Source organism: Alteromonas sp. HB246098, from assembly GCF_054890645.1.
This window is the reverse complement of record NZ_JBTZUG010000001.1, coordinates 962,778-983,413: the sequence shown is the minus strand read 5'-3', so window position 1 is coordinate 983,413 and position 20,636 is coordinate 962,778. Positions and strand designations below refer to the sequence as shown.

The following is a 20,636-nucleotide window of genomic DNA, read 5'->3' as shown; positions in this document are numbered from 1 at the left end:
TGCGCTAGTGGCGTTTTTGCATATGGAGATGTGAATTGTCATCTAATGGTCTAAACCATGCCAAAAGCGCTGAGCCAGGCGAAAAAAGTAGCAAAGCTGCGCTCTTTATCCTTGCTGTTACCTACTGGCTTTACTTCGGACAACTTGGCGTACTTGTTCCATACTTGGGGATCTTTCTTGATGGGCGGGGCTTTTCTTCTGCCGAAATTGGTGAGCTTTTTGCCGTCATTACCCTAGCGCGTATTTTAGGTCCTGGCTTGTGGGCAGGCGTTGCTGATAAAACAGGAAACGCTATAGGCGTTATGCGTTTAGGCTGCTTTCTTACAGTGCTGACTTTTAGTTCCGTCTTTTACTTCACCAGTTTCTGGGGGCTTACGCTGGCGTTCGGCCTTATGATGATGTTTTGGACAGCGGTATTGCCTCAGCTTGAAGTCATCACTATGAACACAGTGGCGAAAACCAAGGCTACCTATGGGCAAATAAGGCTATGGGGAAGTGTTGGATTTATCTGTTTAACGGTAGGTGTGGGTAAGGCCCTAGATATTTTTTCTACTGATACTCCTGTGCATGCCAGTGTTGGTGTACTTGCACTTTTATTTATTAGTACCTTGTTTATACGCGCACCGAAAGAAGCAGCGCCTGAATCGTCTACGGCGGGCAGTATTTGGAAGTACGCTAAGCAAAAACCTTTTGCTATTTTTATCTTCGCTTCTGCCTGTCTGCAAATTAGCTTCGGCGCGTATTACGGCTTTTTTGCCCTTTACATGCGAGACCTTGACTACAGCGGACAACAGACCGGCATCTTTATAGCGCTAGGGGTACTTGCCGAAGTGGGGATATTTTTAGTTGCCCGCAGGCTTATTAGTCAATTTGGTGTGTGGAATTTATTATTCTTAAGTATCGCGCTCACAGGGTTACGTTGGTATGTGATGGCGGCATTTGCTGATAGCTTTATGGTGATAGTATTAAGCCAGCTTATTCATGCATTAAGCTTTGGGTTAACCCATGCGGTATCGGTGCACTTTATCCACCAGTTTTTACCTAAGGCGTATCACAGCCGAGGGCAAGCAGTGTACATTAGTGTAGCGTTTGGACTGGGTGGCGCATTGGGTAATTACATGGCGGGACAGCAATGGCAGCAGGGCACTAACGCTTATGAGACTTTCGTCACTGCAGCGGTGTTTGCCGCAATTGGCGCGCTGTCATTACTATTGTGTTCACGAAAAGAAATGGAACGCGCGCAAGCAGCTTAATGCCTTTTTCTGAGGGCGTACCGCAGGCTTATCCCTGCGGTGCGCGTTTACACTCCGATATCACTTCAACGCCACTATCCCCATTGTCTTGCTCTAAGCGTACGTCGAATTTCCATAGCCTGTGCAAGTGACGCATGACCTCATCTTTAGATTCACCAAGTGGAATACCCCGCTGAGGAATGTAGCGAAGGGTCAGTGAGCGATCCCCACGCACATCCACGTTATGTACCTGAATGTTGGGCTCTAAATTACTCAGATTGTATTGGGCGGAAAGCTTCTCTTTAATAATTTGGTAACCCCTTTCATCATGGATAGCACTGACTGCGATAAAGGGTTTAGCGGTGTCATCTTCAAGAGCGAATAATTTAAAATCTCGAATCACTTTTGGCGATAAAAACTGACTGATAAAGCTCTCGTCTTTAAAATTTTGCATAGCGAAATGCACGGTTTCCAGCCAGTCCTTACCCGCAATACTGGGCAAATATTTATAGTCTTCCTCAGTTGGCGACTGACATACCCGTTTAATATCCATGAACATGGAAAAGCCAAGTGCATACGGGTTTATGCCAGAATAATAAGGGCTGTTGTATTCAGGCTGCATTACTACACTTGAATGACTGTGCAAGAACTCCATCATAAAGCGGTCGCTAACTAAGCCCTCGTCATACATTTCATTGAGAATATGGTAATGCCAGAAACAGGCCCACCCTTCGTTCATCACCTGGGTTTGTTTCTGCGGATAAAAATACTGTGAGACTTTGCGTACAATACGCACAATTTCCCGCTGCCACGGTTCAAGTAATGGGGCGTTTTTCTCAATAAAATAGAGCAGGTTTTCTTGTGGCTCTTGGGGAAAGCGAACTTTTTCTTTGTGTTTGCTGTGCGGGCTATCGGGTAAGGTGCGCCACAGCTCGTTCACCTGGGATTGAAGGTAGGCTTCGCGTTCTTCTTGTCTGTTCTTCTCTTCTTGTAGCGAAATTTTCTGTGGCCGTTTGTATCGGTCAACGCCATAATTCATAAGCGCGTGACACGAATCGAGCATATTTTCGACCTCGTCATAGCCGTACTTCTGTTCACATTTAGCAATGTAATTTTTAGCAAAGACAAGATAATCGATTATAGAGCTAGCGTCAGTCCAGGTTTTAAATAAGTAATTACCTTTGAAAAACGAATTGTGCCCGTAGCACGCATGAGCCATCACCAGCGCCTGCATAGTAATGGTGTTCTCTTCCATTAAATATGCAATGCAAGGGTCAGAATTAATAACAATTTCGTAAGCCAAGCCCATTTGTCCGCGACGGTATTGTTGCTCGGTTTGAATAAATTTTTTGCCAAAGCTCCAATGGGTATAGTTGAGCGGCATGCCTATGCTGGCGTAGGCATCCATCATTTGCTCGGCGGTAATGACCTCAATTTGATTAGGGTAGGTGTCTAGCTTAAAGTTTTTAGCGATGCGATCGATATGTTGCTCATACTCTTCGATAAGCGGAAATGTCCAGTCGGGCCCATCGCTTAGCAAATGTCGTTTCGGTGATGCAGGCTTGCTGTTTTCTGTTGCGATAGCGTCGGTTGTCATATTAGGCTCCTTGCTGCGCATCTTGCTCAGAGCGTTTGAACAGCTCTCTGAACACAGGATAGATGTCGGCCTGGGTTTGTATGTGCTTACATACAAAATTGTCGTGAGTGGCGGCAACTTTCTCGTATTCACGCCACAAGCTTTGGTGCTGTCTTTCGGTTATTTCGATATAGGCATAATAGCGGGTGGTCGGCAGCAGTTTAGTGGTAAGCAAATCGCGGCATTGCGGCGAATCGTCAGCCCAGTTATCGCCGTCAGACGCTTGTGCTGCATAGATATTCCAGTTTCCGTCGCTATAGCGCTCACGAACCACTTCGTCCATTAGTTTTAAAGCACTGGAAACAATGGTGCCGCCAGTTTCTTGAGAGTAGAAAAACTCCTGCTCGTCCACTTCTTTAGCCTGTGTGTGATGGCGAATGTATACCACGTCTACGTTTTCGTAAGTACGACTTAAAAATAGATAAAGCAAAATATAGAAGCGTTTTGCCATTTCTTTAGTAGCCTGGTCCATAGAGCCAGACACATCCATTAAACAAAACATCACGGCTTTACTTGAGGGAAGGGGACGCTTGTCATAGTTTTTAAAGCGCAAATCAAAGGTGTCGATAAAAGGCACTCGAGCAATTTTTGCTTTAAGGGCGTCTATTTCTTCTTTTAGTGCATTAATAGCCAGCGTATTGTCGTGCTTGTCTTCTACAAGCAGTACCAGTTTTTCTTCAAGCTCTTTGAGTTTCTTTCTATCACTTCCGCTTAGGGCAATACGCCTTGCTACAGAACCTTTGAGTGAGCGAACAATATCAAGGTTACTCGGTACGCCGTCGGTCTGATAACCCGCGCGGTAGGTTTCAAATTGGGTGACTTTATCGAACTGATTTTTCTTTAAATTCGGAAGCGCCAAGTCTTCAAATAGTAAGTCTAGATATTCGTCTTTGGATATTGAAAATACGAACTCGTCTTGCCCTTCACCTTCATTGCTTGCATCACCTTCACCTGCGCCTTTACCACCGCCACCTGGCGGTCTGTCAATTTTATCTCCTGCGGTGAATTGGTCGTTACCTGGGTGGACAATATCTCTACTGCCACCTCGCCCGGTATGAAAAATAGGTTCAGAAATATCTCTGGCTGGAATGCTAATTTGCTCGCCAGAATCTAAGTCGGTAACAGAACGTTTGCCCACTGCATCAGAAACAGCGCGCTTTATCTGCTGTTTGTAACGCTTGATAAAGCGCTGGCGGTTTACCGTACTCTTGCCTTTACTGTTTAACCTTCGGTCAATAAAATGCGCCATACACACCTGCTTAAGTTGTTGTGAACCACAAGTACCGGTACTAAAGCGCGCTTAGCGCACGCTTTAGTACCCTATACGTTCTAGAAGCTTCTAGCCTTTCGGCTATGACGCTTTTCGTACGCGTAGGTACCATTCACAAAGCAAGCGAACTTGTTTCTGCGTATAGCCTTTTTCGGTCATACGATTTACAAAGTCGTCGTGCTTTTTCTGCTCTTCTGCTGAGCCTTTGGTGTTAAAGGAAATAACGGGCAGCAAATCTTCCGTGTTAGAGAACATCTTCTTCTCAATGACGGTGCGAAGCTTCTCATAACTTGTCCACGATGGGTTTTTACCGCCGTTATTCGCACGGGCACGCAAAACAAAATTAACGATTTCGTTACGGAAGTCTTTCGGGTTGCTGATGCCAGCGGGCTTTTCTGTTTTCTCTAGCTCAGCATTAAGCGATGCTCTGTCAAACAGCTGCCCGGTTTCTGGGTCGCGATACTCCTGGTCTTGGATCCAAAAATCAGCATAGGTCACATAGCGGTCAAATAGGTTCTGCCCATACTCTGAATACGATTCTAGATAAGCCGTTTGAATTTCTTTTCCAATGAACTCAACATAGCGAGGGATAAGGTAGCCCTTCAAGAATTCCAAATACTTATCAGCAGTTTCTTGAGGAAACTGTTCCCGCTCAATCTGACGTTCCAACACGTAGAATAAATGAACTGGATTCGCTGCCACTTCTTGATGATCGAAATTAAACACGCGAGAAAGGATCTTAAAAGCAAAGCGGGTGGATAAACCCTCCATGCCTTCGTCGACACCGGCGTAATCTCTGTATTCCTGATAAGACTTCGCTTTCGGGTCGGTGTCTTTTAAGCTTTCTCCGTCATAGACCCGCATTTTCGAAAACATGCTGGAGTTTTCAGGCTCTTTTAAACGGGATAGCACGGTAAACTGCGCTAAGCACTCCAAAGTGTCAGGTGCACAGGGAGCGCCACTAAGCTCACTGCTATCGAGTAATTTTTTATAAATGCGAATTTCTTCGCTTACTCTTGAGCAGTACGGCACTTTCACAATATAAACACGGTCTAAAAATGCTTCGTTGTTTTTATTGTTTCTAAACGATTGCCACTCAGATTCGTTCGAGTGCGCCAGTATCAGCCCGTCGAAGGGAAGGGCAGAGAAGCCTTCAGTTGGATTATAGTTGCCTTCTTGGGTGGCAGTTAATAGTGGATGTAGCACCTTAATTGGCGCTTTAAACATTTCAACAAATTCCATCAAGCCTTGGTTGGCTTTACACAGAGACCCTGAATAGCTGTAAGCGTCTGGGTCATTTTGTGCATATTGCTCTAGGCGACGAATATCCACCTTACCCACAAGAGCCGAAATATCCTGGTTGTTCTCATCTCCCGGTTCGGTTTTAGCTATGCCCACTTGGTCAAGCACTGATGGATAAACCCGAACCACTTTGAACTGGGTAATATCACCATTGAACTCATGAAGGCGTTTACGAGCCCATGGTGACATGATTGTTTTCAGATAGCGCTTAGGAATGCCATATTCTTTTTCTAATATGTCGCCATCTTCTTTGACATCGAATAGGCAAAATGGATGATCATTTACTGGTGAGCCTTTAAGCATATATATAGGGACATGCTGCATGAGCTCTTTAAGTCTTTCGGCCAGTGACGATTTACCGCCGCCAACTGGGCCGAGTAAATAAAGAATTTGTTTCTTCTCCTCGAGACCCTGTGCGGCATGCTTGAGGTAAGAGACGATTTGTTCAATGGCCTCTTCCATGCCATAGAATTCTGAAAAAGCTGGATAACGAGAAATGACGCGGTTAGAGAAAATGCGGCTTAGCGCCGGGTCGTTGGCAGTGTCGATTAGTTCTGGCTCACCGATGGCTTGTAACAAACGTTCTGCTGCATTTGCATAAGCGGTTTGATCCTCTTTACAAATTTCAAGGAACTCCCCAATGGTGAACTCTTCCTGTTTTCGCTCTTCATAGCGACTTTGATAGTGTTCAAAAATACCCATGAATACCCCTTAAATACGGAACCCCGTAATTTCAGCTTAGTAGGTATTTGGGAAAAGGATAGTAATTATTGTGTATAGTTTTTAATCTTTTCGTCTAATGAAAAATGCAACTTTAATAAGAATTTAGTGTCTCTAGATGAACATTTTCGTACAAACAAAAGCCCCGCTCGAAAGCGGGGCTTTTTAAATCACAAAGGCAAAAACTGTCGTGCACAATAGGCACACAGCTTTTAAAGGTTTCGCTTACGCAAAGTTTTTGCTTGCGAATTCCCAGTTAACTAGAGCCCAGAAGTTTTCTAGGTACTTTGGACGCGCGTTACGGTAATCGATATAGTAAGCGTGTTCCCAAAGGTCAACAGTAAGTACTGGTGTCAGATCATCGCCAGAAATAGGAGTTTCTGCATTGCTAGTGTTGACGATATCTAGGCTACCGTCTGCAGTTTTAACTAGCCATGTCCAGCTAGAACCGAAGTTGTTAACTGCTTTGTCGTTAAACGCTGCTTGGAAGTCTGCAAATGAACCCCATTTTGCGTTAATCGCATCAGCTAGTGCGCCAGTAGGCTCGCCGCCGCCATTCGGGCTAAGGCAGTGCCAGTAGAACGTGTGGTTCCAAACTTGCGCTGCGTTATTGAAAACACCGCCTTCAGAAGATTTGATGATTTCTTCTAGGCTTTTGTTTTCCATGTCAGTACCTTCAACTAGGCCGTTAAGCTTAGTTACATAAGTAGCGTGGTGCTTGCCATAGTGGTACTCAAGCGTTTCAGCAGAAATATGCGGTTCTAGTGCATTTTGTTCGTATGGTAATGCTGGTAGTTCAAAAGCCATGACGGTCTCCATGTTGGTTTAGTATTGTAGTCTAAAGCACACTTATCTTCGCCTGTTCGATAAGTGCCAGTCAACGCTTAGCTGACTATATCACTTTAGACGCTAAAGCATATCCCAAATGTGGGGATAAAGTCTTATAACTCAATGACAAAATTGTGAATTTTTTTTCAAAATCTATTTTGTGAAAATATAGAGTTGGTAGATGTACAAGTAGATAGCGATGGAGCCTACTAAAAGATCAATTCAGTGATGGGTAAATAAAAGGGATTTTATGATACCCTTTACCTTGATAAATCATTCATGCATTCCCATCTTAGAGGGAATACACTTTTGTGCTCAGAGGAATCAAATGGATAATACTGAAAATCAATCAACGCTAGATAGAATCAAGCAGCAAATCGAAGAAAACCCAATTTTGTTGTATATGAAAGGTTCTCCTAAACTACCTAGCTGTGGCTTTTCTTCACAAGCATCACAAGCGTTGATGTCATGTGGCGAACCATTTGCTTATGTAGATATTCTACAAAACCCTGATATTCGTGCTGAACTGCCTAAATACGCAAACTGGCCTACATTCCCACAGCTATGGGTAGAAGGTGAGCTTGTTGGTGGTTGCGATATTATTATTGAAATGTTCCAACAAAACGAACTTCAGTCGCTTATCAAAGAGACAGCTGAAAAATACAAAGAAGAAGAGTAAATCTTTCGATTTGTAGCAGATTTCTGATATTTTAAATATCGATTAAAAAGCTGGCTTTATGTCAGCTTTTTTCATTAAAAGCCGCCAAAAACTTCTCACTTTTATTCCCGTAAAAACTATATAGACAGGTCAGAAATAAAGATCCTCTATGGTCTAAAAAAATATTTTTATTTTGTCGAAAAAGGTTTGTTTTTTAATATCTTGCGTTCTATAAAAACATGCAGCTGGCCGCAAATGAGTCAGTGTTGAAGGTATAAAACAACAACCTCTCGAAACACTTTTTTATTGTGTGAATAACGCTAAAAGTGTTTTAGAGAAAATCCGGGAAACCACCATGAATACATCCTTGTCTTTATTGACTAAAAACGTGCGCGGCGTATTAGCTGCATCTGCGGCGTTTTCAGTAATGGCTACAGCACCTGTTTATGCGCAAGAAGCAGAAGAGAGTGCTAAAGCTGAAGATTATGAACAAATCGCCGTCGTTGGTTCGCGCGCAGCGCCTCGCTCTGTAGCAGACTCAGCGGTTCCAATTGATATTATTTCTGACGAAGAGTTCAAGCAGCAGGGTGCCACAGATATGGTATCTATGATGCAAACTGTCGTTCCGTCTTTTAACGTAAACGACCAGCCAATTAACGATGCATCGACGTTAGTTCGCCCTGCAAACCTTCGCGGCATGGCATCTGACCATACGCTAGTGCTTGTAAATGGTAAACGTCGTCACCGCTCTGCGGTTATCACTTTCTTAGGTGGCGGTCTTTCAGATGGTGCACAAGGTCCTGACATCTCTGTAATTCCTGCAGCGGCACTTAAGCAGGTGGAAGTACTGCGTGACGGTGCAGCGGCGCAATATGGTTCAGATGCTATTGCCGGTGTAATTAACTTCGTACTTAATGATGCGTCGGAAGGCGGTACATTTGAAGCCCGCTATGGCTCTTACTACGAAGGTGATGGCGACATGATTCAGCTGTCGGGTAACGTGGGTTTACCACTTTCTGACAAGGGCTTTCTTAACCTTTCAGCAGAATACCGTACTGCTGACGATACGTCTCGCAGCGTTCAGCGTGACGATGCAGCGGCGCTTATTGCGGCAGGCAACACTTTTGTAGCAGACCCTGCCCAGATTTGGGGTTCGCCTGAGATTAAGCATGACATCAAGCTTTTCGCTAACGCGGGACTAGAGCTTTCCGATACGTCAGAAGCTTATATATTTGGTAACTTTGCCGAGCGTGAGGTAGAAGGTGGCTTCTATTTCCGTAACCCGCACAATCGTGGTGGTGTAAACGACGGTGGTACAAATGAAGACGGTGAGCAGCTACTTCTTGTTGGCGACTTAACTGGTGATATGTCAGGTAATTGTCCAACAGATATCGTGGTTGGCGATAACGTACTCACAAATCAGCGCTATATTGACGAAGTAGCGAACAACCCAGATTGTTTCGCGTTCAACGAAATGCTTCCAGGTGGCTTCACACCTCGCTTTGGCGGTACGGTAACCGATATGTCTCTTGTTTTTGGTACTAGAGGCGAGTTAGACAACGACATTACCTATGACGTAAGTTTAAACCTAGGTCAAAACGAAGTTGATTTTGCTATTAGTAACACTATCAACCCGTCGCTTGGCCCAGAAACGCCAACGTCATTCAGCCCAGGCCGTTACACACAGTCTGAGCAAACACTTGATATTGATTTTACAAAACCTTTCGATGTTGGTTTGTATGAGCCGCTATTCGTAGCGACTGGTTTCCAATACCGCAACGAAAGTTATGAGAGCGTTGCAGGTGATACTGCCTCTTATGAAATAGGTCCGCTGGCGACACAAGGCTTTGGCATTGGCTCAAATGGTTTCCCTGGCTTGGCGGCCAATAGCCAAGGTCGTGTGTCCCGCAACAACATCGCGCTTTACATTGATGCAGAAGCCTATATCACTGAAAACTTCATGCTAGCTGGTGCGCTACGTTACGAAGACTTCTCTGATTTTGGCGATACCACGAAAGGTAAAATTGCTTTCCGTTGGCAAGCGCTAGAGAACATTGCGTTCCGTGGTGCATTCTCAACAGGCTTTAAAGCGCCTACGCTTGGTCAAAGTAACGTTCGTAACGTAACCACAGCGTTCGGTACAGGTGGTGAGCTTATTGACCGTGCAACGTTACCGCCAACGGATCCGGTATCACAGCTTAAAGGTGGCGAGCAGCTAACACCTGAAGAGTCAGAAAGCATTACATTTGGTGTAGTAGCAGACTTTGAAAATGGTTTATTCATTACTGCTGACTACTACAACATTGAGCTGACTGACCGTATTAGTACGGCGTCTGGTATTGAGTTAACTGACGATGATATCGCTGCGCTTCTTGCGCAAGGCATTAATGATGCCTCTAGCTTCCAAGAGATCAGTTTCTTTACGAATGACTTCGATACAACGACAGAAGGTGTAGACGTTGTAGCGAACTACGCAATGGAAATGATGGGCGGTGAAACTAAGTTCTCACTTGCTTACAACTGGACGTCGACAGAAGTAGACCGCGCGTCAGAGAACATCTCTGACTTCCGTATTCGCATGCTAGAAGATAACCTTCCAGCAGTGCGCTACAGTGCAACAGCAAATCACACCAACGGTGACTGGCGCTTCCTTGCACGCTTGAACTATTACGGTAGCATCTTTGAAGATCACTTAGATTCTGCATTGCCTATTGATAAAGTAGGTTCAGAGTTTACTGTGGACTTAGAAGTGGCTTACAACTTCACTGAAGAGTTTACTGTAACGGTAGGCGCGAAAAACGCCTTTGATGAATACCCAGATGAGAATACACAGTATGCCGGTATCGCAGGTTCGTTGTATCCAACTACCTCACCAATCGGTATTAACGGTGGTTTCTATTATCTAAGAGGTGTTTACACGTTCTAATCGCTAATACTAGCGAAAACAACTTTCACAATTGTTTCGACGTGGAGGGGAGCGTTAGCTCCCCTTTTATTTTAAATATCGAAGAACATTTGCGTGAAAAGTCATGAAGAAACAGGCATTATTGATGCCATTGTAAGCAATTCGAAACACACAACTTTTATTATTATGACAAGAAAGTCGACAGTAGCTGAAACCTTTTTAAAATACCGCTCGAAGTTAATGCGCGCGGTAGGTTCTATTGTTGGCGCCGACGACATCGAAGATATCGTGCAAGAAGCTTTTATAAAAAGCTACGAAGCAGAATTAAAACAAGAAATACAATATGAGCGGACATATATGCTCAAGACAGCGCGTAACTTAGCGCTGAACCATGTTGCAAAAGCAGAAAACAAAAACAAGCAGCTAGACGACATGGATATTTTGCCTTACGAACTAGTGGGGCACAGTTTAGAAAAAAATGTAGAAAGTAAAGAGCGCTTTATTCATTTTTGCCGAGCGACAGACACGCTGTCTGCTGATGTAAAACGCGTATTTTTACTTAAAAAAGTATATGGCATGCGACAAAAAGAGATTGCAGAGCTTGTGGGGCTAAGCGAAAGCACCGTCGAAAAGCATGTCGCCAAAGGTTTAATGATGTGCTCTAGGTATTTAGCAGAGCTTTCAAATGACAGTGCATCTCCCCGTGCAACTGCTACCGCGACTCAGGACATAAGCAGTAGTTAACATGAATAATATTCGCCAGTTTTCAAGCAAAGAAGATATCCAAGAGCAAGCGTGCCTTTGGGTGAGCCGTCTCGATCGCGGTTTAAAAAGTGACGAAAAGGTAGAGTTAGACACATGGCTGGCAGAGAGCAATGCCCATCGCCAAGCTCTATTAGATGCCGCAAGCTTGTGGGATGATATGTCGGTGCTTAATGAATTAAGCGGCTTATTCCCACAACCGACAGCAAGACACACTGCTAAAAAACGCGCCCTACCGAAAAACGCTGTATGGGGTATTGCTGCCACTTTCTTGGTCATGGCAATTGCAATTGGTGTCATTGTTCAGCGCACATGGTTAAATAGCACGCCAGAATTTGCAGCTGTTAGCCAAAAAGTTCAGACGGGTGTCGGCGAACAGAAAAATGTAACCTTATCCGATGGTTCGCAGCTCCATCTAAACACCAACTCTTTAGTAACGGTAGATTTCACATCAAGTGCACGTAATATTGTGCTTTTGAAAGGCGAAGCTCATTTTGAAGTGGCTCATGATAAAACCCGTCCATTTTCTGTTACCGCTGGAAACAATACTGTAACGGCAGTAGGTACCGCGTTTAATATGCAGTATGTTGACGACAACGCATTCGAACTTGTTGTTACCGATGGCAAAGTATTAGTTAAAGACCGCTTTAAGGCATCATCTTCAAATGAATCACTTTTTGGTAAGCGCCCTGTTACAGAGGAAGGTTTGCTAATGTTTGCAGGGGAGAAAGCGACTGTTTTGGGCAAAGTAGAAACCCGTGAAAGTATGTCGCAAGATGAGATTGATGATGATTTAGCATGGCAGCAGGGTATGATAGTTTTTAAAGGCGAGCCCCTTGAATTCGTGCTACTAGAAATTGGGCGTTATACGCCAGTTCGTTTTCACATTTCTGACAATAGTTTACGTAAGCGCAGAGTGGCGGGCTATTTCAAAGTGGGCGACATAGACGGCTTGTTGTCGGCACTAGAAAGCAGCTTCAATATAACTTACGAGAAAGTTACAGAAACCAGTATTGAGCTTAAGCTAGCGAAAAGTTAAATATTGTTTGATAGGTAGGTGCTATTAGTTATTCCCTATTGGCATCAATTTATTTAATGTGACAATATAACTAAAATAATAAGTACATCGATTATATATCTTGCATTACGGCAATTTAGCGATAAGCAGGCAAACGAAAAAGGCAATAGAGAAGCTGCATGCCCTTGCGTGTTCGGCTGGTTGCCTTTCGCACAAAACAACGGCGTGGTTTTCCAACTCTGCGTTCGCAGCGCCCTTACATATTGCCTCGAGTGTATGTTTATTCTTATTCGTAACACCGTCACTTTATGCGCAAGACCAGGGCGGTTCAACGTTAAAAAATTCTCAACCTTCTAAAACTCTTCCGGCATCAGCGCCCGATGCTTTTAGTTTCTCTATTCCAGCACAAAACGCTAACGAAGCCTTAACTGAATTAGCTAAACAGGCCAACACTACGCTTTTGTTTCCTTTTGATTTGGCGAAGAAAGTAACGACCAATGCGCTTAAAGGAACCTTTACCTTAAGTGAGGCATTAGCTCAGCTACTTGAAGGCACTGAATTAGCGGTGGTAGCCGATGAAAATGGGGCATTGAGTATTCGTTCCCGTGCATCGCTAGCAGCGCAAAGTAAACAGACTGATGATGATGAACAGCAAGATGACAATAGCGCAAACGGGCTTGAGAAAATCGCTATCGTTGGTTCTCGTAACGCGCCTCGAAGTGCCGTCGACTCTGCGGTTCCTCTTGATGTTATTGGAGCAGATAAACTTAGTTCACAAGGCAATAGCGACGTCCTTTCCATGCTAAGCGTTATGGTGCCTTCACTTAACGTGAACGACCAGCCGATCAATGACGCTAGCAGCTTGGTGAGACCCGCTAACCTAAGAGGTATGTCGTCAGATCACACTTTGCTGTTGTTAAATGGCAAGCGACGCCACCGTTCAGCGGTTATTACGTTTTTAGGCGGCGGGTTATCTGATGGTGCTCAAGGTCCCGATATATCCGTTATACCTGCTTATGCGTTAAAACAAGTGGAAGTACTGCGAGACGGGGCGTCTGCCCAGTATGGCTCAGATGCTATCGCTGGCGTGATCAATTTTGTGCTAAAAGATGACCGCGAGGGTGGAAGCGTTGCGCTTAAAGTCGGAGGATACAGCGAGGGCGATGGCGAACTGTTTCAAATACAGCTTAATAAAGGCTTTGGGTTAGGAGAATCGGGGTTTTTGAACGCTACGGCGGAATACCGACAGCAAAACGGCACGTCGCGCTCGGTGCAGCGAGGCGATGCTCAAATGCTAATTGACCAAGGAAATAGCTTTATTGCTTCGCCATCTCAAATTTGGGGAGCACTTGATGTTAGCGAGGATATTAAGCTCGCACTCAATACTGGTGCTGATCTTTCGGCAACCTCCCATTTTTATAGCTTTGCAACCACTGCGAGAAGAGAAATAAACGGAGGTTTTTATTTTCGAAACCCGCAAACTCGTGAAGGTGTTTTTAGCCGAACGGATGCAAATACCGGCGAAAGCCGTCTTATCGTTGCCGATTTAGATGGACTAAACAGCGGTATAGCATGCCCTTCAATCTCTTTATCGAATGACAATGTACTAGAAGACCCCGACTACCAACTTATCGCAGATAACACGACAGTACTTGGAGCAAACTGCTTTGCCTTCAATGAGTGGTTCCCTGGTGGTTTTACTCCTCGGTTCGGTGGAACGATTAGCGATGCTTCTATTGCAATGGGCATAAAGCAAGAATTGTCTTACGGGTGGGCGATGGATATCAGTGCCACCTTGGGCTATAGCGATATTGAGTACACCATATCAAATACGGTCAATCCTTCGCTTGGCCCGCAAAGTCCAACGACCTTTTCGCCAGGTGGGGTATCGCAAGTTGAGCGCACGCTAAACCTAGACTTTACGAAACTAATTCAGACCATTTTTGACGACCCCGTGAGCATTGCTGCTGGGGTTGAATGGCGAAAAGAAACCTATTTCCAGAAAGCGGGAGATGAAGCCTCGTATATTGCTGGTCCTTTCGCTTTAGAGCCACCGGTAGGCTTAAGTGAAGGCTTTTCAATTGGTTCAAATGGCTTTCCTGGTTATCAGCCGCAATCTGCAGGGCACTGGAGTCGTAGCAACTGGGCGGCGTATGCTGATGTGGAGTTTTATGCAACCGAAGCATGGCAGTTTGGTCTAGCAACGAGGGTCGAGCATTTCAGTGATTTCGGCTCAACTTTCGATGGAAAGCTAAGTACGCGCTACACACTAAACGAAGAGTTTGCACTGCGAGGTTCTGTCAATACGGGCTTTAAAGCACCGACGGTGGGGCAAAGCAACGTTATAAACGTAACCACTGCCTATGGCGTTAACGGTTTAGAAGACCAAGCAACCTTGCCTCCAACCGACCTTATCTCGCAGCAGCTTGGCGCCACGCCGCTGACGCCAGAAGAATCTGTAAACTTTAGCTTGGGTGTAGTTATGCAAGCAAGTGAAAATTTCTTTGCTACGCTAGACTATTTTAATATTCGCCTTATCGATCGTATTAGTACCACATCGGCCATTCCTTTAACCGACAATGACGTTAATGCGCTTATTGCGCAAGGGCGCCCCGATGCGGCTCGATATAATTCAGCTAAGTATTTTACTAATGATTTTGATACTAAAACTCAGGGTGTCGATTTAGTTGTTAACTACAATTTCGCATTAGGTGACTGGTCAAACTCAGTGTTAGTTGCTTATAACTGGACAGACACGCAAGTGGAGCGTGTCTCTCTGTACCCGGTGTTGAGCGATGGGGAAATAACGCTTCTGCCCAACTTAACCGATGCTCGAATACGTATGCTAGAAGACAATCTTCCGGCTCATAGGGGGAGCATTACGTTAGAGCAATCAAAAGATAAATGGGCAATGACATGGCGTTTAAATTACTACGGTAAATTTTATGAAGACCATCTTGATGCTTCGGCAGGTTTAGATATTTACGGCAGTGCACTAACCACTTTCGACGCTCAACTTGCTTGGAACGTTTTGCCTGATACTCAAGTTACTTTCGGTGCGCAAAATATATTTGATGCATTGCCAGATGAAAACCCGTTTAAAGAGGAAGTGGGAGCGCTTTACCCACCAACATCTCCGGGCGGTATTAATGGCGCGTTTTACTATGCAGGTGTTGAATACCGCTTTAAATAGCTAATAGTATTGACGGAGCTAATTTGGGAAAAGGTGAGGGAGTTAGTCCGAGCTTTCCTAAATGGATAAAGCTTTAGTTTAAATAGATAGGGGAAGCGTGTTTGGCAATAAGGCTGTGCTATCTAGCCTTGGACTTTAATATTAGCCGACGTCTTTGAAAAGCGACTCATCAATGATGGTTTGATCGATAATTTGTTGCGCCATGTTGATGCACTTACCGCACTGTGAGCCTAGCTCTAAATGTTGACGTAACTCACGCACGTTCCCCACGCCGTTTTCTTCAACCGCCGCGCGAATGCTTTTATCTGTTACCCCATAGCACATGCAAACAAACATTAAACGTACTCCAAATGAATCTGTAAATGATAATAATTGTTATTCTTCGTTTTGGCAAGCAGATAATGGCAAGTTTAATAAACCGCAATCTGGTAAATACTGGGTAATGATTGGGCAATATCTGGATAACTATTTATGCGGACTATCATTATTGGTACAAGCAGTAAAAAAACTCATCGTTTAATATTGTTATTTCCGTATTCGTACCTATTTTCTGGGAAGGAAATTTCCCATCAAAGTGGTTACGCAATGTAATCACTTCTATTATTACAATCCAAATATAAATGGAGAGACTCATGAGTGTATTAGTTGGCCGTCCTGCGCCTGATTTTACTGCTGCAGCGGTACTTGGTAGCGGTGAAATCGTAGATTCTTTCACACTAAGTGAAGCAATTAAGGGCAAAAAAGCGGTTGTATTCTTCTACCCGCTAGATTTTACTTTTGTATGCCCGTCAGAGCTTATCGCTTTCGACAAGCGTTTTGACGAGTTTAAAAAGCGCGGTGTTGAAGTAATTGGTGTTTCAATCGACTCTCAGTTTTCACACAATGCGTGGAGAAATACCCCAGTAAATCAAGGTGGCATTGGTCCAGTTAAGTACACTCTTGTTGCTGACGTAAAACACGACATCTGCCAAGCGTATGATGTCGAGCACCCAGAAGATGGTGTTGCTTTCCGCGGTTCATTCCTAATCGATGCCGAAGGTATGGTTCGTCACCAAGTAGTAAACGATCTTCCACTTGGTCGTAACGTTGACGAAATGCTTCGCATGGTCGACGCTCTAGCGTTCCACGAAGAGCATGGCGAAGTTTGCCCAGCAGGTTGGACTGAAGGTAAATCAGGTATGGACGCATCACCTGAAGGTGTAGCTAAATACCTATCTGAAGAAGCAGATAAGCTATAAGCTAACCTGTTTAAAGATAATAAAGAAACAGCGCCTTTGGGCGCTGTTTTTATTTATGGCATTTATCGAACAAAAACTATTCTTGATTTTCTACTGGCCAGCCACCTAACGCCTTATAACGATTTACCATGTAGCAAAATAGTTCGGTGGTTTTCTGTGCATCGTAAAGGGCGCTATGCGCTTCATTTTGGTCAAACGATATACCCGCCGCTCGGCATGCTTTTACTAGCACAGTTTGACCAAGAGCAAGGCCTGCTAGGCTGGTGGTATCGAAGGAAACAAATGGATGAAAGGGCGTGCGCTTTATATTGCAGCGCTCAATAGCAGCATTAACGAAGCTTTGGTCAAACGTTGCGTTATGAGCAACGATAACAGAACGCTGACAGTCCGCATTTTTCTGTGCTTTGCGAATACCTTTACATAAATCCTTCATGGCTTCGCTTTCCTCTATAGCACCTCGTAATGCGCAATTCGGATCAATGCCATTAAATTCTAATGCCGCAGGCTCAAGGTTAGCGCCCTCGAACGGATCTATATGATAGTGAAAGGTTTGGTCAGGATGCAGTACTCCGTCTTCATCCATTTTCACCGTAACCGCTGCTAACTCTAATAAGGCGTCAGTGCCTGCATTAAATCCGGCCGTTTCAACGTCGATGACAACGGGAAAATAACCTCGAAAGCGCTGGGAAAGAAGGGGCGGGTTGGCAGACATAAACACTCTTGTAAGACTAGATTGCAGAAACTGGTTGGTTGCTTTTTATGCAAACCTACCTGCGAAACTTATTAGCAAAAAGAATTATCGCAAGGATATCTTCGAGTTGCCAGTTTCAATTTGAAAACCGCGAAGATGAGAAGCAACTAGTAGTACGAAACGCTAATGGTATTAAACGCTAAACTTTTCTACACTTTGGACGATAATCATATTAACCATGAATTTTCAAAACTCACTATTCGCGACTTAAAGCGAATGGTTACAATTTATGGCTCTTAAAGGTTGGTGGGCGGTTAAAAGGCCTACGCTCGTGTTAGTCAGACTTTCGTTATGGTGTCGAAATGGTGTTGAAATTAAAATATATCGCTTTATTGGGGATGGTGGGGTCGCTGTCGTCCCATGCTGCCATGCGGCAATATTCTGCAACCATTGAAAGTTCCAACTGGCGTATTGATACGGACACGCGCCTGCAGTGTAGGCTTAACCACGAATTGCCTGGTTACGGCGAAGCCATGTTTACGAGTTCCGCGTCGAAGCAGCTAAACATGGAATTTGAATTAGACATGTATATGCTGCCAAACAAGTTTGATGTGGCTGCGGTCTACTCTGTTCCGCCAAAGTGGATGCCGGGTGTGGCGCCAAAGACCATCGCGGATATGTCTATTCGAAAGCAATACAATGGCGACCTGCCACAAGATGCTGCATGGACTATGTTGTCTGAGTTAGAGAAAGGCTTTTGGCCCACGATTTACTATCAAGACTGGTATAACAAATATGACCAAGTGAGTGTGGCATTAAACGCAAGCAACTTCTCAGGCGTGTATCGCGACTTTGTTAAGTGCGTGTCGAACTTGCTTCCCTTTAGTTTTGATGACATCGCCTACACTGTGTTGTCTTATCAGAACAACAGCACAGAGCTTACTAAGTATTCGCAAAAGCGTTTAACTATGATTGGCGAATATTTAAAAGAAGACAGCGAATTGGAGCTTGTGCTTCTCGATGGTTACACGGACAGTTACGGTGGCCGTTATAACAACGAACAGTTGTCTATTCGACGGGCCAATGAAGTAAAAAGCTATCTAACTACGCTAGGTGTACCTGAAGATAGAATCCAGCTAACAGGCCATGGTGAAAAACGCCATATCGCGCCAAACGATACGCGGGAAAGCCGTGCGCAAAACAGACGCGTAGTGGTACGACTATCCAAGTCGTAGGCGCTTGCTCAAGCGCCTCAAACCCGTTTAACTTGTGTTAATTTGTTTTGTCTCGCCAGGTTAATACAGGCACTAAATGGTCGGTGAAAACGCCATCAGCTCGCACTACCTTGTGCAATGCATCTAAAATTTGTTTTCCAGACATGCCCGCCGGAAGCGCATCCTGACGATAAGTGTAGGTATGAATGGTAAGTTCGTTATCGTGAGCGTACTTAACCCAACTCGCTGCTTCTACTTTCCCTTTAGCCATTGCCTGAGTATCCATTAAATGGCCTAACCAAGGGCCTATGCCATTCGCATACTTCGCGACTTGCTTCATGCCTTCTTGTGTACGCAGCCATTCGTAGTCGGTGTCGCTCTCTCCCCAATCGTTCTCGCCAATCAGCATAACTACTTTGCCCTTATAGCCAAGGGTTTCACGAATGCGTTTGATCTCATTGAAGTCAAAGCACTGCAGGTAGCTATTGCCGTTTTCTCCCGCAAACCCGTAGTTTTTTAATGTGTCGATAACCATCTTACTGGCATCAATACCTTCAGCGATGTGAAAGGCAGGGGACTTTACTTCTGGGTATACGCCTACAGATGTGCCGAATTGGCGGTTAAGTTCGCTGATTAGTTCAAAGTGTTCACTTAACGTGGCCACTTTAAAATTAGCCTGGGTGCCGCGGTACCTACTTTTAAAAACTTGCTTCCCGTCACTGTTAGCACGCTCATGTACCCGCAACGCTCGAAGCTCTTCGAGAGTGAAGTCACGGGCGTAATAGCGTCCGTCCTTTCGGTGACGTGCTGGAAAAATATCTTCTACATTAGTGACTGTCTCTAAGTGAATGTCGTGCAATACAACGGGGATGTCATCTTTGGTTATAACAACATCCTGCTCTATAAAGTCAGGACGCAGCGAGAACGCTAGCGTGGCTGCTTCAAGGGTATGTTCCGGCAAATAGCCAGAAGCACCTCGATGGGCGATAACGGTAAAATGCAGTCTTTCACTAGTGGTATGTTCTGCTTCAGCGTGCGAAGTTTTACTATTCGTAGCATCAGCTGCAAGCGTACTCTCAGAGGCAAGGACACCTGTAAATAGCACAACCAAAGCAGGTAGTAACGATGTCAATCTAGTTGTGTATCTATTGCGCAACCTAGCATTGCCCTTTAATCTCAGCTTGAGCTGGTTCGACGAACCCGCTATACCCTTGTTTACCCGGTTTAAAGAAAATAATAAGCGGTTACCTAGCATGTGACTGCCACTCCATGTGTTTACTTTTATCGCCATCTTATTTGTGCCTTACATTTCACAGAAAGCTTATGTTACGAGCGCTTAGAAGATATTGGCGACGCCGTGCTGCTATAGTGAAATAGACTTATTTTGAATAAGTTCTATGGCATACCCATCTGGATCGCGTACAAAAGCGATGACGGTAGAGCCACCTTTTACGGGGCCGGGTTTACGGTACACCTCAGCGCCATTTGCTTCTAAGTTTTCACAAAACTGATAGATGTCGTCTACTTCAATGGCGATGTGGCCATACGCGTTACCCTTATCATAGGTGTTGTCACCCCAGTTATAGGTAAGCTCTAACACAGTGCTATCGGTCTCTTCTCCGTATCCTACAAAAGCGAGGGTGTACTCATACTCTTTGTTTTCTGATTGTCGAAGAAGGCGCATGCCCATCAATGAGGTGTAGAAGTGAAGTGAAGCCTCTAAGTTTTCAACTCGAAGCATGGTGTGAAGCATTCGCATAACTATTTCCTATTTGAACCATCAGAATTACCCGATGGTACACTGCATTGTAAGTGCGCGTTTGCAGTTGTCACATGTATCCAGAACTCTAGCTACACAGAACTCCATCCAGACAAAGCCCCGCAGAGTACTTTCGTTGGTAAACGCAAACGACACGCTATGATAATGGGGAAATGTTAACGCTTTAAGACAGTTTTACAATTCCACTTA

The 20,636-nt window shown here is 44.6% G+C and carries 16 protein-coding genes; 8 read left to right on the top strand and 8 right to left on the bottom strand.

Features of this window, described 5'->3' with window-relative positions:
* The first annotated feature begins 35 nt into the window (after positions 1-35).
* Positions 36-1,253 carry an MFS transporter gene (locus tag ACYTPF_RS04195; protein WP_461851304.1) on the top strand — a complete coding sequence of 406 codons (1,218 nt, stop codon included), beginning with the start codon at positions 36-38 and terminating at the stop codon, positions 1,251-1,253.
* A 28-nt stretch (positions 1,254-1,281) separates the two neighbouring features.
* Here ACYTPF_RS04195 and ACYTPF_RS04190 read toward each other — a convergent pair whose 3' ends face one another.
* The 4 genes from ACYTPF_RS04190 to sodB all read right to left on the bottom strand — a co-directional run bounded on the left by ACYTPF_RS04190 (position 1,282) and on the right by sodB (position 6,967).
* Positions 1,282-2,829: a SpoVR family protein gene (locus ACYTPF_RS04190; RefSeq protein ID WP_461851303.1), complete on the bottom strand. Its 1,548-nt coding sequence runs from the start codon at positions 2,827-2,829 to the stop codon at positions 1,282-1,284.
* Position 2,830: 1 nt separating this feature from the next.
* Positions 2,831-4,117 (bottom strand): YeaH/YhbH family protein, encoded by a 1,287-nt coding sequence (locus tag ACYTPF_RS04185; RefSeq protein WP_461851302.1) that lies wholly within the window; start codon positions 4,115-4,117, stop codon positions 2,831-2,833.
* A gap of 102 nt (positions 4,118-4,219) precedes the next feature.
* Positions 4,220-6,142, bottom strand: coding sequence for a PrkA family serine protein kinase (locus tag ACYTPF_RS04180; RefSeq protein WP_461851301.1), 1,923 nt, complete (start codon positions 6,140-6,142; stop codon positions 4,220-4,222).
* Between the two features lie 243 nt (positions 6,143-6,385).
* Positions 6,386-6,967 carry a superoxide dismutase [Fe] gene (gene sodB / locus ACYTPF_RS04175; protein ID WP_025254504.1) on the bottom strand — a complete coding sequence of 194 codons (582 nt, stop codon included), beginning with the start codon at positions 6,965-6,967 and terminating at the stop codon, positions 6,386-6,388.
* A 349-nt stretch (positions 6,968-7,316) separates the two neighbouring features.
* Between sodB and ACYTPF_RS04170 the strand changes: the two genes are divergently transcribed.
* The 5 genes from ACYTPF_RS04170 to ACYTPF_RS04150 all read left to right on the top strand — a co-directional run bounded on the left by ACYTPF_RS04170 (position 7,317) and on the right by ACYTPF_RS04150 (position 15,524).
* Positions 7,317-7,667 (top strand): Grx4 family monothiol glutaredoxin, encoded by a 351-nt coding sequence (locus ACYTPF_RS04170; protein WP_461851300.1) that lies wholly within the window; start codon positions 7,317-7,319, stop codon positions 7,665-7,667.
* A 334-nt stretch (positions 7,668-8,001) separates the two neighbouring features.
* Positions 8,002-10,572 (top strand): TonB-dependent receptor plug domain-containing protein, encoded by a 2,571-nt coding sequence (locus ACYTPF_RS04165; RefSeq protein WP_461851299.1) that lies wholly within the window; start codon positions 8,002-8,004, stop codon positions 10,570-10,572.
* A gap of 165 nt (positions 10,573-10,737) precedes the next feature.
* Positions 10,738-11,295 (top strand): RNA polymerase sigma factor, encoded by a 558-nt coding sequence (locus ACYTPF_RS04160; RefSeq protein WP_409049197.1) that lies wholly within the window; start codon positions 10,738-10,740, stop codon positions 11,293-11,295.
* Position 11,296: 1 nt separating this feature from the next.
* Positions 11,297-12,352: a FecR family protein gene (locus tag ACYTPF_RS04155; protein ID WP_461851298.1), complete on the top strand. Its 1,056-nt coding sequence runs from the start codon at positions 11,297-11,299 to the stop codon at positions 12,350-12,352.
* A gap of 100 nt (positions 12,353-12,452) precedes the next feature.
* Positions 12,453-15,524: a TonB-dependent receptor domain-containing protein gene (locus ACYTPF_RS04150; RefSeq protein WP_461851297.1), complete on the top strand. Its 3,072-nt coding sequence runs from the start codon at positions 12,453-12,455 to the stop codon at positions 15,522-15,524.
* A 141-nt stretch (positions 15,525-15,665) separates the two neighbouring features.
* Here ACYTPF_RS04150 and ACYTPF_RS04145 read toward each other — a convergent pair whose 3' ends face one another.
* Positions 15,666-15,860: a bacterioferritin-associated ferredoxin gene (locus tag ACYTPF_RS04145; protein WP_179982758.1), complete on the bottom strand. Its 195-nt coding sequence runs from the start codon at positions 15,858-15,860 to the stop codon at positions 15,666-15,668.
* A 296-nt stretch (positions 15,861-16,156) separates the two neighbouring features.
* Between ACYTPF_RS04145 and ACYTPF_RS04140 the strand changes: the two genes are divergently transcribed.
* Positions 16,157-16,762 carry a peroxiredoxin gene (locus ACYTPF_RS04140; protein WP_118489876.1) on the top strand — a complete coding sequence of 202 codons (606 nt, stop codon included), beginning with the start codon at positions 16,157-16,159 and terminating at the stop codon, positions 16,760-16,762.
* Between the two features lie 76 nt (positions 16,763-16,838).
* On the opposite strand, the gene rnt is transcribed toward ACYTPF_RS04140, so the two are convergent.
* Positions 16,839-17,474 (bottom strand): ribonuclease T, encoded by a 636-nt coding sequence (gene rnt / locus ACYTPF_RS04135; RefSeq protein WP_179982759.1) that lies wholly within the window; start codon positions 17,472-17,474, stop codon positions 16,839-16,841.
* A 341-nt stretch (positions 17,475-17,815) separates the two neighbouring features.
* Here rnt and ACYTPF_RS04130 point away from each other — a divergent pair, with 341 nt between their 5' ends.
* Positions 17,816-18,688 carry a flagellar protein MotY gene (locus ACYTPF_RS04130; protein ID WP_461851296.1) on the top strand — a complete coding sequence of 291 codons (873 nt, stop codon included), beginning with the start codon at positions 17,816-17,818 and terminating at the stop codon, positions 18,686-18,688.
* Between the two features lie 37 nt (positions 18,689-18,725).
* Here ACYTPF_RS04130 and glpQ read toward each other — a convergent pair whose 3' ends face one another.
* The gene (gene glpQ / locus ACYTPF_RS04125) at positions 18,726-19,799 is read right to left on the bottom strand and encodes a glycerophosphodiester phosphodiesterase (RefSeq protein ID WP_461851295.1); all 1,074 of its coding nucleotides are present in this window, start codon (positions 19,797-19,799) and stop codon (positions 18,726-18,728) included.
* Between the two features lie 231 nt (positions 19,800-20,030).
* Positions 20,031-20,426, bottom strand: a complete 396-nt coding sequence (gene gloA / locus ACYTPF_RS04120; protein ID WP_179982761.1) for a lactoylglutathione lyase — start codon at positions 20,424-20,426, stop codon at positions 20,031-20,033.
* Positions 20,427-20,636 lie beyond the last annotated feature (210 nt).